Source organism: Hanstruepera flava (assembly GCF_023634025.1).
GTDB lineage: Bacteria > Bacteroidota > Bacteroidia > Flavobacteriales > Flavobacteriaceae > Hanstruepera > Hanstruepera flava.
On record NZ_JALJCW010000001.1, the window covers coordinates 1,384,528 to 1,399,265 of the forward strand.

General features: G+C 34.0%; 14 protein-coding genes. 13 read left to right on the plus strand and 1 reads right to left on the minus strand.

Annotated features, from left to right (window positions below; all coding sequences use genetic code 11):
• Nucleotides 1-65: 65 nt before the first annotated feature.
• Together MTX13_RS06470 and MTX13_RS06475 are read left to right on the plus strand one after the other, a co-directional pair.
• The gene (locus MTX13_RS06470; RefSeq protein WP_250433606.1) at nt 66-1,646 is read left to right on the plus strand and encodes a lytic transglycosylase domain-containing protein; all 1,581 of its coding nucleotides are present in this window, start codon (nt 66-68) and stop codon (nt 1,644-1,646) included.
• Nucleotides 1,647-1,669: 23 nt separating this feature from the next.
• Nucleotides 1,670-2,647 (plus strand): DUF4837 family protein, encoded by a 978-nt coding sequence (locus tag MTX13_RS06475; protein ID WP_250433607.1) that lies wholly within the window; start codon nt 1,670-1,672, stop codon nt 2,645-2,647.
• Between the two features lie 70 nt (nt 2,648-2,717).
• Here the strand turns inward: MTX13_RS06475 and MTX13_RS06480 are convergent, their stop codons facing one another.
• Complete coding sequence (locus MTX13_RS06480) at nt 2,718-2,894, minus strand: Sec-independent protein translocase subunit TatA/TatB (protein WP_223032337.1); 177 nt, start codon at nt 2,892-2,894, stop codon at nt 2,718-2,720.
• Nucleotides 2,895-3,012: 118 nt separating this feature from the next.
• On the opposite strand from MTX13_RS06480, the gene MTX13_RS06485 reads away from it, so the two are divergent.
• The 11 genes from MTX13_RS06485 (at nt 3,013) to cysQ (ending at nt 14,734) form a co-directional block, all read left to right on the plus strand.
• Nucleotides 3,013-3,882, plus strand: coding sequence for a M23 family metallopeptidase (locus MTX13_RS06485; protein WP_250433609.1), 870 nt, complete (start codon nt 3,013-3,015; stop codon nt 3,880-3,882).
• Nucleotides 3,882-5,384 (plus strand): GH3 family domain-containing protein, encoded by a 1,503-nt coding sequence (locus MTX13_RS06490; RefSeq protein WP_250433611.1) that lies wholly within the window; start codon nt 3,882-3,884, stop codon nt 5,382-5,384. Before MTX13_RS06485 ends, MTX13_RS06490 begins: the two co-directional genes overlap by 1 nt.
• Nucleotides 5,385-5,412: 28 nt before the next feature.
• The gene (locus MTX13_RS06495) at nt 5,413-7,104 is read left to right on the plus strand and encodes a DUF6909 family protein (RefSeq protein ID WP_250433613.1); all 1,692 of its coding nucleotides are present in this window, start codon (nt 5,413-5,415) and stop codon (nt 7,102-7,104) included.
• Between the two features lie 8 nt (nt 7,105-7,112).
• Complete coding sequence (locus tag MTX13_RS06500; RefSeq protein WP_250433614.1) at nt 7,113-8,171, plus strand: hypothetical protein; 1,059 nt, start codon at nt 7,113-7,115, stop codon at nt 8,169-8,171.
• Nucleotides 8,161-9,213: a dTDP-glucose 4,6-dehydratase gene (gene rfbB / locus MTX13_RS06505; protein WP_250433615.1), complete on the plus strand. Its 1,053-nt coding sequence runs from the start codon at nt 8,161-8,163 to the stop codon at nt 9,211-9,213. The genes MTX13_RS06500 and rfbB overlap by 11 nt, the downstream gene beginning before the upstream one ends.
• 3 nt (nt 9,214-9,216) lie before the next feature.
• Nucleotides 9,217-10,086 (plus strand): glucose-1-phosphate thymidylyltransferase RfbA, encoded by an 870-nt coding sequence (gene rfbA, locus MTX13_RS06510; RefSeq protein ID WP_250433616.1) that lies wholly within the window; start codon nt 9,217-9,219, stop codon nt 10,084-10,086.
• Entirely contained in the window at nt 10,083-10,631 is a 549-nt protein-coding gene (gene rfbC / locus MTX13_RS06515; protein WP_250433617.1) for a dTDP-4-dehydrorhamnose 3,5-epimerase, read from the plus strand. The genes rfbA and rfbC overlap by 4 nt, the downstream gene beginning before the upstream one ends.
• Nucleotides 10,624-11,487 carry a dTDP-4-dehydrorhamnose reductase gene (rfbD, locus tag MTX13_RS06520; protein ID WP_250433618.1) on the plus strand — a complete coding sequence of 288 codons (864 nt, stop codon included), beginning with the start codon at nt 10,624-10,626 and terminating at the stop codon, nt 11,485-11,487. Before rfbC ends, rfbD begins: the two co-directional genes overlap by 8 nt.
• Before the next feature lie 97 nt (nt 11,488-11,584).
• Nucleotides 11,585-12,709: a non-hydrolyzing UDP-N-acetylglucosamine 2-epimerase gene (wecB, locus tag MTX13_RS06525; RefSeq protein ID WP_250433619.1), complete on the plus strand. Its 1,125-nt coding sequence runs from the start codon at nt 11,585-11,587 to the stop codon at nt 12,707-12,709.
• 3 nt (nt 12,710-12,712) lie between these two features.
• The gene (wecC, locus tag MTX13_RS06530; protein ID WP_262920446.1) at nt 12,713-13,933 is read left to right on the plus strand and encodes a UDP-N-acetyl-D-mannosamine dehydrogenase; all 1,221 of its coding nucleotides are present in this window, start codon (nt 12,713-12,715) and stop codon (nt 13,931-13,933) included.
• Nucleotides 13,934-14,734, plus strand: coding sequence for a 3'(2'),5'-bisphosphate nucleotidase CysQ (gene cysQ, locus MTX13_RS06535; protein ID WP_250433620.1), 801 nt, complete (start codon nt 13,934-13,936; stop codon nt 14,732-14,734).
• Nucleotides 14,735-14,738: the final 4 nt, after the last annotated feature.

Sequence of the window (14,738 nt, forward strand, 5' to 3'; positions counted from 1 at the left end):
TACACAATGTTAGGTTTATAAGAAATTTAAAGCATTAACGTTTTATGGTAAATAAATTAATAGCAATGTATAAACCTACGTTAATCTGTGTTGTATTTTTTGTTCTGACTTTCAATTTGTCGGCACAAGATTCTATCCCTAGTACAAATAGAATTCCTCAAGAAAAACTCGTTGCAGGGGAGCAATATGAATTAGATACCATTATTGATGGTAAAGAGTTCTACAAAAAGCAAATTCAAATTGAAGCTGATTCGACTAACATAAAAGCTTTGGAAGACCATGAGTTTGCAGTTGAATTGGACCAAAAGTGGTTAGATGAACTATATAGTAATGACCTTTTCGATACTATTTACAATACCATTACTGAACTAGATTACAAAGAAGTTTACTACCCAGAACTACCAACCGATACACTTAAAGCGCGATTAGCATTGCTTAATGCAAAAACACCATTTAATATAGAATATAACCCATCGCTAGAAAGTGTTATAAAATCCTTTTTAAAGAACAGGAGGCAATATTTTGAACGATTAATGGGTTTGAGCCATTTTTATTTCCCCATGTTTGAAAGGGAACTGGACAACCATAATGTTCCACTAGAAGTTAAATATTTAGCCATAGTGGAGTCTGCATTAAAACCACGTGCCAAATCACGAGTGGGTGCTACGGGTTTGTGGCAATTTATGTTCACTACTGGAAAAATGTACGGATTAAATGTTAGCAGTTATGTTGATGAACGCTCCGATCCTATAAAGTCAACAGAAGCAGCCGCTAAATATTTAGCATCTTTATATACTATTTTTGGTGATTGGGATTTGGCTTTGGCAGCCTATAATTCTGGACCTGGAAATGTGTCAAAAGCTATCAGGCGTTCAGGAGGGTATCAAAACTATTGGAATATTCGACATAATCTTCCACGTGAAACAGCTGGCTACGTTCCTGCTTTCTTGGCAACCATGTATATTATGGAATATGCAAAGGAGCATGGTTTTGTTTCAGAAAAACCAGCCTTTCATCATATAGAAACAGATACAATTGTAGTGAAGCAAATGATTACACTAGATCAGGTTTCTGAGGCCACAGGTGTCAACATGGAAGAGTTGCAGTTTTTAAACCCGTCGTATAAACTTGATATTATTCCGTTAATAAAAGGTGAAAACTACGCCTTACGCTTACCACGTTCAGCTGTTGGTGTTTTTGTGAATAATGAAGATGCCATTTATGCAGCGGCACAAGCTGAATTTGATGCGCGAGAGAAACCATTGCCACAGTTTTTTGATAGCGATAGCAAGGTGCGATATCGTGTGAAATCAGGAGATTATTTGGGAAGAATAGCAAGGAAGTATGGCGTAAGAGTAAGTCAAATAAAACAGTGGAATGGGTTACGAAGCAATAATTTAAGAATTGGCCAACGATTAACTATTTATCCAAGAAAACCTGTAGCTGTTAACCAAACAGCTAGTTCTAGCACATCAAATTCAAGTAGTACCAATACTTCAAAAACATATACCGTGAAAAGCGGTGATTCACTTTGGAGTATTTCTCAAAAATTTCCGGGAGTTTCTGTTCAAAATATTCGAGATTGGAACGATATTAGCGGTAACAAATTAAAACCGGGAATGAAACTTAAAATCTCAAAGAGTTAGCCTCCTTATTAAAGACAAACATTATGCGTAACATTCTAATTGCTATTGCCTCAATCTTTTTTATTGTTTCCTGCGGAAAAGACAAATCTAAAAACCAACGCATTCTTTCAGAATCTTCAGGTAAAATAAACGATTTAGCGGTAGTTGTTGATAATGACTTATGGGAAGGTGCTGTAGGAGAAGGCATTCGTGATGTTTTGGCTGCGCCAGTTTATGGTTTGCCTCAAGATGAACCATTATTTCATTTAAGTCAGATGCCTCCATCAGTTTTTACTGGGTTTGCAAAGCGCGGCAGAATCGTTTTAAAAATTGAAAAAGGCAATGAAGCCGATGTTAAAATAGCAAAAGATGTTTTTGCAAGACCACAAAAAGTTGTTGTGGTTTCTGGTTTGACGGATGATGAAATAGTAAACCAGTTAAAAGAAAATGCCAGCAGAATAGTTTCTGCTCTTAAAAGCGAAGAAATAAAAGAAAGACAGCGACGTACTAAAATATCCTTACATAAAAACAATTCCATAAAAGAAAATTTAGGCATTTCTATAGAGTTTCCTTCTGCCTATCGTATCGCAAAAGAAGACAATGATTTTTATTGGATAAGAAAAGACATAACAACAGGAACAACCAATTTAATGGTTTATGAAATGCCTTATGGCTCTATTACAGAAAATGATAGTTTAGTAAATCAGATTATAAGAATGCGCGACTCCATAGGAAAAGTTCATATACCAGGCCCTTTAGATGGCTCATTTATGATTACTGAAAACAAATATGCGCCATTTATTTCTAAAACAACAATTGATGATAAACCAGCCTACGAAACAAGAGGACTTTGGGATGTAAAGAATGCTTTTATGTCTGGGCCATTTGTGAATTATATAATTGAAGATCAACAGAACAATAGATTATTAGTTGTAGAGGGTTTTGCTTTTGCGCCATCAGTTGAGAAACGCGATTATATGTTTGAATTGGAATCTATTATTAAATCCATAAGATTCGAGTAGAAAAACAATTAAAAGTATAAAAAACCCAACTAATTAGTTGGGTTTTTTATTTTATTAAAAAAGAAATATTTCACTCCTTTTTATCTTTTTCTTCATCTTTACTGGCGTCTTTAAATTCCTTAATTCCGCTACCTAAACCACGCATTAATTCAGGTATTTTCTTTCCGCCAAATAACAATAGTACAATAACAACAATAAGTGCTATTTGCCATGGCCCGATTGCTAATGGTAAAATATATAAACTCATTTTATAAAAATTTAGACCACAAAGTTAATAATTAAAGTTTAATATAATCGTTTATTCAGGAACTTTAGTATCAAGTTGGCAAGCTTATGATTTATTTTTAATTAATTTTGTTTGCAACATGAGCAATAAAAAGAAAAAACCAAAAAAGTTTACCAAAAAACTACTCAATAAATACCGTTTGGTTATCCTAAACGAAGATACATTTGAGGAGCGCTTATCATTCAGATTAACACGACTAAATGTGTTTGTGTTAATATCGTTATCGTCAATTTTTTTGGTAGTGGCCACAATCATTCTCATTGCTTTCACCTCCTTACGGGAATACATTCCAGGATACTCATCAACCGAGCTTAAAAAACAAGCTACAGAGTTGAATTATAAAACAGACTCGTTAATGCAGGTAATAGCAGTTAACGAGCAGTACTATTCATCCATCAAAAAGGTGCTTTATGGTGAAGTGAGTTCTGTAGACTTTAATCGAGACTCTATTATTGAAGCCACAAAAAGTGAAGTTGATCAACAAGATTTAATACCAAACAAAGCCGATTCACTTTTGCGTGAAAAAGTAAAAAAGGAAGATAAATACAACTTGTTTGATTCAGCCAAATTAAACACGAGTTTTGTATTGTTTCCACCTGTAACCGGGACCATATCGCAAGACTACAACATTAAAGAAAAACATTTTGCAGTAGATATTATAACCGAAAAAGGAACTCCGGTAAAGGCAACGGCCGATGGCACTGTTATTTTTGCCGAATGGACAACGGAAGCAGGTTATGTAATAATTATAGAGCATAGCAAAGGCTTAATTTCGGTTTATAAACACAATAGTTTATTAACAAAAACTCAAGGCGATTTGGTAAAATCTGGAGAAGTTATTGCTACTACAGGAAACACGGGAGATTTAACAACTGGGCCTCATTTGCATTTTGAGCTTTGGAGTGATGGCTATCCTATTAACCCAACCAACTTTATAGATTTCAATTAATGATTACAATAAAATCGGTTCTGGCAAAGCTTTTTGCTAAATGGGTTTATATAAAAACTCAAGAGTGGGTCAACAATCCTATTGAAACACAAGAAAAAGTATTTCAGGAGCTCATAGCTACTGCTACAGCCACAAAATTTGGAAAAGACCACGATTTTTTAAGTATTAATAACCATAACGACTTTATAAAGCGTGTTCCCGTGAGAGATTATGAGGGCTTAAAACCTTATGTAGACAAAGTTGTACAAGGTGAAGAGAATGTTTTGTGGAAAGGTAAACCAATTTATTTTGCAAAAACATCAGGAACTACTTCAGGATCTAAATATATTCCAATAACCAAAGAAAGCATGCCAACTCATGTTGAGGCTGCAAGAAATGCCATTCTATTATACATCCATGAAACAGGTAATGCCAAATTTGTAGATGGAAAAATGATTTTTCTTCAAGGTAGCCCGATTCTAGAAAAAAAGAACGGTGTACAATTAGGAAGGCTGTCGGGTATTGTGGCGCATTATGTGCCACAATATCTTCAAAAAAACAGGATGCCTTCTTGGGAGACAAATTGTATTGAAGATTGGGAAACGAAAGTAAATGCTATTGTTGAAGAAACATTACCCGAAAATATGACGGTAATTTCTGGTATTCCGTCATGGGTTCAAATGTATTTTGAAAAGATTCAAGAAAAAACAGGCAAAAAGGTTGGAGATGTTTTTAAAAACTTCAATCTGTTTATTTTCGGAGGCGTAAATTACGAACCATATCGTTCTAAATTTGAAAACCTTATAGGGAGACCGGTTGATAGTATTGAGTTGTTTCCAGCAAGTGAAGGGTTTTTTGCTTTTCAAGACAAGCAAAGTGAGAAAGGCATGCTGTTACAACTTAATTCGGGTATTTTTTATGAATTTATAAAAGCTGAAGACTTTTATAATGAAAACCCAAATCGATACACCATAAAGGATGTTCAGTTAGGCATTAACTATGTTATGATTATTTCTACCAATGCAGGCCTTTGGGCTTATAATCTTGGCGACACTGTAATGTTTACGTCAATTCAACCCTATCGTGTAATAGTTTCTGGAAGAATTAAACATTTTATTTCAGCTTTTGGAGAACATGTTATCGGGAAGGAAGTGGAGCAAGCATTGCAGGAAGGATTGGCGAACACAAAAGCACAGGTTTCAGAATTTACGGTCGCACCACAGATCAATCCTACAAGTGGACTACCATATCATGAATGGTTTATAGAATTTGAAGCTGAAATAGACGATTTATCAGAAATCTCAAAACAAATAGATGAGTCATTACAGCGCCAAAACTCCTATTATTTCGATTTAATTAATGGTCAAGTATTAAGACCATTGGTTATTACAAAAGTAAAGAAAAACGGCTTCCATGAATACATGAAATCTATAGGTAAATTAGGAGGTCAGAACAAACTACCAAGACTCTCAAACGATCGGAAAATTGCAGATGCATTAAACGATTTAAAATTGACTAAATAATAGTATCTTTGGAGTCCAAATTTAATATATGAGTAGTAAAAAACATCATGCTAGAACAAGAGCTCAAGAAAGCTCGAATGCTATTGAGAGAATGTACATTACTATGAGACACTTATTTAACCGAGGCTTTTATAAGCCAATGGGAGTGTCAGGAGAAACACTTCGCGAAGCATTATTGCTATTGCGTCCAGAAATTTATGGATCAATTGGCGATGAAAAAGCAGAACTGGACGGATTGCTTTATGTGATTGACAGGCTACCACAAGGCATAGAAGAATGTCGTTTTATTAACCTCACCAGCGATGAAGGTTATGCCAATTCGCATTTTAAACCAATCATCCCACCAAAGAGGAGGCGTAATTGCTACCGCATAGATGAGGAGCAAATGAATATTGAAATCACCAGAGGACGCTCAGAAATCTATGATATTTTAACACATTTAACCTTTCTGTTTGTTGAGTCACATAAAATTTCAAAGCGGGTCTTAATTGACGAAAAAGGCAACACAACCCGTGATTGGATAAAACTTGAAGAAGCTGTTTTGTCCAAAAAGAAATTGACTCAAAATGAACGAGAAGTTGCTATTACGCATACAGCAAATATTTTGGGAAGGACATTTAATGAGTTGAGTTCAGTTTATGGGCACTTTAAAACTCCAAATCAACCAGAACGGTTACTTCATTTGGTTTATTGGTTAGGAAAATTAGCAATAGAAGAAGTTATAAACAACAATAAAAGAACCGTAACATTTAGCCCTGTTTTACGTGAGCGACTAGGGCATCATATTCATGGTGAAATTTGGTCAGACAACATAAAGAAGATATTAAACGAGAAAGGCCTTCTAGAGCGACCAATTCATATTATTAGTGCCAACATGCACAGCGTAATGAACACATTATTTGCTCCTTCCGCATTAAAGACGATGCTGTCTAAAAAATCAATTTTTCAAGTCTATGAAGAGTTGAGTAAAAAAGAAAATGAAACATTGCGCAATAAAGTAACAAAAGAGGCGTTGCAAAAGGGCATGATATATATTCAAGATACATCGGGAACTAATATTGATGTTCAAATTTTTGATACGGAACAATTAGATATTTCTTTATGTGATTTGGGTTTAGAAGCAAAAGTAAAAACTTTGCAAAAACCTATTATATTTGTCATGGATTATGCTTTTGGCGAACAGGCCTATGAGACTATAGATGAGTTGCTTAAACCATTTTCAATTCAGGGAAAACATACGTGCTTAAATGTAGAATCAATTTCCATTATGGGTAAGGCAGGTATTTTAGAAGGAGGCAAAGGGGATATCATGATCCCTTCTGCCCATATTTTTGAAGGCACAGCCGACAATTATCCATTTGAAAATGAACTTTCTAAATCTGATTTGGAAGGCAATGGGGTTAATGTTTTTGAAGGCAGTATGATAACTGTTTTAGGAACTTCATTACAGAATAAAGATATTTTAAAGTTTTTTCACAACTCAACATGGAATGTTATCGGACTGGAGATGGAAGGCGCGCATTACCAAAAAGCGGTTCAAGCAGCATCAAAGGTCAGAAAATCAATTAATCCAAATGTGAAAGTTCGTTACGCATATTATGCAAGTGATAACCCGTTGGAAACAGGAAGCACTTTAGCTTCGGGCGGGCTTGGGACATCAGGAGTCAAACCAACTTATTTAATAACTAGAAAAATATTGCAACAAATATTTAACAACTAACTACTATTATGAGCAATAATTCAGCACAACAAAACACTAATGAAGAAGTAGATTTGGGTCAACTTTTTAAAATGATTGGTAATTTATTTGAAAGATTTTTCGATTTTATTTTTTCAATACTTAAGAGTATATTCTCTGTCATAATTTATAGTATAAAAGCAATTATAGTTAATTTTAAAATAATTATAATAACTATGGTTTTGGCTGGAGTGTTAGGGTTTGCTTTACAGAAATATAGCCCTAATGTTTATACCTCTTCAATGTTGGTTAGGCCATATTTCGATTCTAAGTTTGAGCTTATAAATAATATAGGCTATTATAACGCACTAATAGCAAATGAAAACTACGAGTCTCTTGCCGAGGTTTTTGATATTGATTTAAAAAACGCAAAAGAAATCATTGCATTTGAAGTTGAGTCTGGACCTGAGACTGAAAATGATAGAATTCTTCAATATGATAGGTTTGTTAAATCTATAGACAGTGTTAGAGCGCAAGATGTTAGTTTTGAAGATTACATAGAGAATAGAAGTATTTACAGTGGAGATTTATTTCAAATAAGCGCATTTTCAGTTAAGAATAATATTTTTAAGGATCTTGAGGAGGGATTGAACAATTCGTTCTCTAATAAATACTCATCGAAAAAGATGAAGAAAAGAGATTCATTGATTACTATTCAGAAAAAGAATATTTTAGAACAATTATCTCAAGTAGATTCACTTCAAAAAATATATATAAGGGTTTTGGAGGAGGAATCTAAGTCTAAATCAACAGAAATTACTTTAGGAGGAGAAGGCTTTTCTTTAAGTAATGATAAAACTAAAACGAGAGAATATGAGTTATTGAATAAAGAAATTGAATTGAGAAATGAATTAAAAAAGTTAGATGAAAAGAAAGTTGATGAGGATGTGGTTTTTGATGTTATTTCAGGCTTTCAAGAAGTTGGAACCAAGCATGAAGAATGGCATCAAAAGTATATGCTAATATTTCCAATCCTTGCCTTCATATTATTATGTCTACTTTATTTAACCAACAAGACGGTTCAGTATGTTAAAAACTATGAGGCATAAAAAAATTCTAATTACTGGAGGGGCAGGGTTTATAGGGTCTCATGTTGTAAGGGTTTTTGTTGAAAAATACCCTCACTACCATATTTTTAATTTAGATGCCTTAACATATGCAGGCAATTTAGAAAACTTAAAAGACATTCAAGACAAACCTAATTATACATTTGTAAAAGCCGATATAGTAAATGAAAAGGTAATTAACTCTCTTTTTGAAGAGCATAGGTTTGAAGGAGTTATTCATTTAGCAGCAGAATCGCATGTCGATCGTTCAATAAAAGACCCATTGGCTTTTGTAAAAACAAATGTTATAGGGACAATGAACTTACTAAATGCTTTTAAGAAAACATGGGAAGGCAATTTTTCAGGAAAACGTTTTTATCATATTAGTACAGATGAGGTTTATGGCACATTAGGAGAAACGGGGCTTTTTACAGAAACCACACCTTATGATCCGAACTCACCTTATTCGGCTTCAAAAGCTAGTTCAGATCATTTTGTAAGGGCTTATGGAGAAACTTATAAAATTCCATACGTTATTACAAATTGCTCAAATAACTATGGACAAAATCAATTTCCAGAAAAACTAATTCCGCTATTTATTAACAACATATTAAACAAAAGACCACTGCCGGTCTATGGAGATGGTAATTATACTAGGGATTGGTTATATGTAGTTGATCATGCTAGAGCGATAGATTTGGTATTTCATGAAGGTAAAAATGCAGAAACCTATAACATAGGTGGGTTTAATGAGTGGAAAAACATAGATTTAGTGAAACTTCTTTGTGAGCAAATGGATAGAAAACTAAACAAAGAAGTTGGAACTTCAGAAAAGCTAATAACGTATGTAAAAGACAGACCGGGTCATGATTTAAGATATGCTATAGATGCAAGAAAAATTAAAAATGAACTAGGTTGGAAACCTTCTGTAACATTCGAAGAAGGGTTGTCAAAAACAATCGATTGGTATTTAGATAACGATGAATGGTTACAAAATGTTACTAGCGGCGCTTATCAAGATTATTACCAAAAACAATATAGTTAAAAGATGAAAGGAATAATACTTGCAGGAGGGTCTGGAACACGTCTTCATCCTTTAACCTTGTCAATAAGCAAACAGTTAATGCCTGTTTATGACAAACCTATGATATATTATCCCCTTTCAACATTAATGTATTCTGGTATTAAGGATATTTTAATTATATCGACACCTAAAGATTTACCTTTGTTCCAGGATTTATTGGGAGATGGTAGAAAATATGGATGTAATTTTCAATATGCAGTTCAAGAAGCCCCTAACGGTTTAGCCGAAGCCTTCATAATTGGAGAGGAATTTATAGGAGATGAAAAGGTGGCTCTTATTTTAGGAGACAACATTTTTTATGGTTCAGGCCTATCAGCACTTTTGCAAAGTAATAATGATCCAAACGGAGGCATTATATATGCTTATAGGGTCCATGACCCAGAACGTTATGGTGTTGTGGAATTTAATCATGAGGGTCAAGCTATTTCAATAGAAGAAAAACCTGAAAGCCCAAAATCAAATTATGCGGTTCCTGGAATTTACTTTTACGATAATTCGGTAGTTCAAATAGCAAAAAACATTAAACCGAGTTCTAGAGGAGAACTTGAAATTACAGACGTTAATAAAGCCTATTTAAATCAAGGCAATTTAAGTGTAAGTATTCTAGATCGAGGTACAGCTTGGTTAGATACGGGAACATTTAACTCTTTAATGCAAGCAGCACAGTTTGTTGAGGTAATCGAGGAACGCCAAGGTTTAAAGATTGGCTCTATAGAGGCTGCGGCCTACGAAATGGGTTATATAACGGAAGAACAATTTGTTAATCTTGCAAAACCGTTGCTAAAAAGTGGCTACGGAAAAAACCTTTTAGGAATGCTTAATAAAAAGAAATGAATGTTTTAGAAACTAAATTAAAGGATTGCTTTATAATCGAACCTAAAGTTCATGAAGATAAACGTGGCTATTTTTTCGAAACGTTCAATCTAAAAACATTTCATGACAAAATAGGGTTTAATGTTAATTTTGTTCAAGATAATGAAACGTATTCTTCAAAAGGCGTATTGAGAGGGTTACACTTTCAAAAAGGTAAATATGCTCAAGCTAAACTTGTTCGTGTTATTAAAGGGTCTGTTTTAGACGTAGCTGTTGACTTAAGACCAAACTCTCCAACCTTCGGTCAATATGAAACAGTTGAGCTTTCTGGAGAAAACAAGAAACAGTTTTTTGTTCCGCGTGGATTTGCACATGGTTTTGTGGTTTTAAGTGAAACGGCACTTTTTGCCTATAAATGCGATAATTTTTATAACAAAGAATCAGAAGGCGGAATAATTTATAACGATACAAGCTTAAATATTAACTGGCAGTTACCCGAAGATCAGTTGTTACTGTCTGAAAAGGACAAAGTATTACCATCATTAGAATCATTTTTAAATGAATAAAAGGGTATTGGTTACTGGGTCTAATGGCCAGTTAGGGAAAAGTATTCAAAAGATAGCAAAAGAAAATAATTACAACCTAGATTTTGTATTTGCCAACAAAGATTTACTGGATATTTCAAAAGAAGAAGAACTAAAAGTTTTTTTTAAAGAAAACACTTTCGATTATTGTATAAATTGTGCAGCCTATACAGCTGTTGATAAGGCCGAGGAGGAAAAAGAGGAAGCTTTTTTAATAAATGCCGAATCCGTTAGGTTTTTAGCCATAAATTGTAAAGCACATAATATTATACTCATTCATATTTCAACAGACTTTGTTTTTGATGGATTAAAAAAAGAACCGTATTTAGAGGCAGATCAGGTTAATCCAATTAATATTTACGGTGCTTCTAAGCTACAAGGCGAGAAATTTGTACAAAGTATTCTGGATAAATACTATATTATAAGAACCTCTTGGGTGTATTCTGAATTTGGTAACAACTTTGTAAAAACCATGATACGTTTATCTAATGAAAGAAAAGAGATTTCTGTTGTAGACGATCAACTGGGTTGTCCAACTTATGCACCTGATTTGGCACAAGCTATTCTTGAAATTATATGCAAGACTACACAAGCGTTTGGCATATATCATTATTGTAATTCTGGAAGCATTAGTTGGTTTGAGTTTGCAAAAGCAATCTTTGAAAAAACAGAGACTAGTTGTAGCGTATTGCCTATCTCTTCAGCACTATACGTTTCTAAAGCTAGAAGACCTCAATATTCAGTTCTAAACACTCAAAAGATCCACAATACCTTTTATTTTAAATCTAAACCGTTCGAAGCGAGTTTAATAAAGTGCTTGCATAGTATAGTTAAGTAACCGTATCTTAATTTCATTAAGCTAGGATTAACGAATTATTATGGTATTTTTGCTGACTAACAGTAAAGAGGAATTTTTAATAAATCAAACACGTTAAATGACGAAAAACCTTATCATTTTTGGAACTCGTCCTGAAGCCATAAAAATGGCTCCTTTAGTAAAAGAATTCAACAAGTATTCAAATGTTTTTGAAACGAGAGTTTGTATTACAGCTCAACACAGGGAAATGTTAGATCAAGTTTTGTCTTTTTTTGAAATAAACCCAGATTTTGATTTAGATTTAATGAAACCTAATCAAAGCTTATATTCATTAACTGCAGATATAATAACACATTTAAAACCTGTATTGGAAGAATTCAAACCAGATTATGTATATGTGCACGGAGATACAACAACAACAATGGCAGCAAGTATTGCAGCGTTTTATTCTGGAGCCAAAGTGTGTCATGTTGAAGCTGGTTTAAGAACATTTAATAAGCGATCTCCATTTCCTGAAGAGATAAATAGAAGTATTGCGGGATCGGTTTCAGATTATCACTTTGCCCCAACAACAACTTCTAAACAAAATTTGCTTAATGAAAACATAGCTAATTCTAGTATTTTAGTTACTGGTAATACTGTAATAGATGCACTTCGTTATAGCTCAAACAAAGTAACTTCTGGATCCTATACAGATGAAGAAATTGAAAATTTAAAAACCAATGTAGACTTATCAAAGAAAGTTATTTTAGTAACGGGGCATAGGAGAGAAAACCATGGTCAGGGTTTTATAAATATTTGTAATGCCCTTAAGCAAATAGCTGTTGAAAATCCTGATGTTCAAATAATTTACCCTGTTCATCTTAACCCTAAGGTACAAAAACCTGTATACGAACTTTTAGCAGATATTGAAAACATTAAATTAATAGCTCCATTATCATATCCTTCTTTTGTATGGTTGATGAGTCAGTCTTATATCATAGTAACAGATAGTGGTGGCGTCCAAGAAGAAGCGCCTAGTTTAGGAAAACCTGTTTTGGTTATGAGAGACACCACAGAAAGACCTGAAGCTGTCGAAGCAGGAACTGTTGTTTTGGTTGGTACGAATACAAATAAAATAGTGCAAGAAACGAATAAGCTATTGAAAAATAGTGACGATTATTCTAAAATGAGTAAGTTACACAATCCTTATGGCGACGGAAAATCTTGCAAAAGAATAGTTGAATTTATTTCTAATTTATAAAACATGAATATAAACCCAAGCGTAGTGATGGTTGGTTTAGGGTACATAGGATTGCCTACCGCAGCATTAATAGCAAAACACAGAACCTTTGTACATGGGGTAGATATTAACCCACAAGTTGTTGAAACTATTAACGAGGGAAAAATCCATATAGTAGAGCCAGAATTAGACACAGCAGTAGCAGAAGCAGTAAAAAACGGATACCTAAAGGCCGCAACAAATCCAGTAGAGGCAAGTACGTATTTAATTGTTGTTCCAACACCCTTTAAGGGGAAAAACGAACCTGATATTTCATTTGTAGAGGCAGCCACAAAAGCAGTTTTACCTTTGCTAAAAGAAGATGACCTATATATAATTGAATCTACTTCGCCTGTTGGCACTACTGAAAAAATGATGAACCTTATTTATTCTGAAAGACCAGAATTACAAGATAAGATAAACATTGCGTATTGCCCCGAAAGGGTTTTGCCTGGGAATGTAATGTATGAGTTAGTGCATAACGACCGTGTAATTGGAGGTGTAAATGAAAAATCAACAGAAAAAGCTGTTGCTTTCTATAAGCAGTTTATAAAGGGCAGCTTACATAAAACCAACGCCAGAACAGCAGAAATGTGTAAGTTGGTCGAAAACTCTTCTCGTGATGTGCAAATAGCGTTTGCTAACGAGCTATCTCTTATTTGTGACAAAGCAGATATTAATGTATGGGAGCTAATTGAATTGGCAAATAAACACCCAAGGGTTAATATTTTGCAACCAGGATGTGGTGTTGGAGGGCATTGTATCGCTGTTGATCCTTATTTTATTGTGTCTGAGTACCCAATGGAGTCACAAATCATAGGGAAAGCTAGAGAAATTAACAATTATAAATCATTTTGGTGTGCAGAAAAAGTCCAGACGGCAAAGTTAGAGTTTGAATTGAAGCATGGATACAAACCAAGCATTGCCTTAATGGGACTTGCTTTTAAGCCTGACATTGATGACTTGAGAGAATCTCCAGCCAAGTACATTGTCCAAAAAGTACTTCAAAACGCTAACAATGAGGAATATTTTATTGTAGAGCCTAATATTGAAGAGCATAAAGTTTTTAAGATAACGAATTACGAACATGCTGCTGATAAAGCAGATATCATAGTGTTTTTAGTAGCCCATAAAGAATTCAAAACACTAAATATAGCCGAAGACAAAGTTGTATTAGATTTTTGCGGCATTCAAAATAAAATATAAATGATAGTAAGCAGTGAATTAAAAACAGCCATAGAAGCTTCGTTAAAAGCAGGAAAAGCTATTATGCAGGTATATGATACCGCTTTTGATGTAGAGCTAAAAGATGATAAATCACCTTTAACAGAAGCAGATAAAAGAGCAAATGATGTTATAAATTCGTTCCTAACTCCTACGGAAACCCCAATAATTTCAGAGGAAAATAAGCAAACAGATTACACCGTTAGAAAAACATGGAAAACATGTTGGATTGTTGACCCAGTAGATGGCACCAAAGAGTTTATAAAACGTAATGGAGAATTTACTGTTAACATTGCATTAGTAAACAACAGGAAACCAATTTTAGGCGTTATTTATGTGCCAGCAGTTAAAACTTTATACTTTGCCAATGTAAAAGAGAAAAAAGCATTTAAAACACATTTAGAATCTCATGATGTTACAGTTGAAACCATAGTGGAATTAGCAAAACCTTTACAACCGAAGAATGGCAATTCAGATAAGGTTGAGGTTGTAGGAAGCCGTTCTCATATGAGCCAAGAAACTTTAGGTTTTATTGAACAAATTAAGAAAAAAGGTAAGTCTGTAGAAATTGTTTCAAAAGGAAGTTCGCTAAAATTTTGCCTAGTAGCTGAAGGTAACGCAGATGTATATCCTAGATATGCACCGACAATGGAATGGGATACTGCAGCAGGTCAGGCTATATGTAATGCTGTTGGTATAGATGTTTTATCGTATGAAACAAACGAACCATTGTTATACAACAAAGAAAACTTACTAAACCCTTGGTTTGTTGTTTCAAAATAATCAA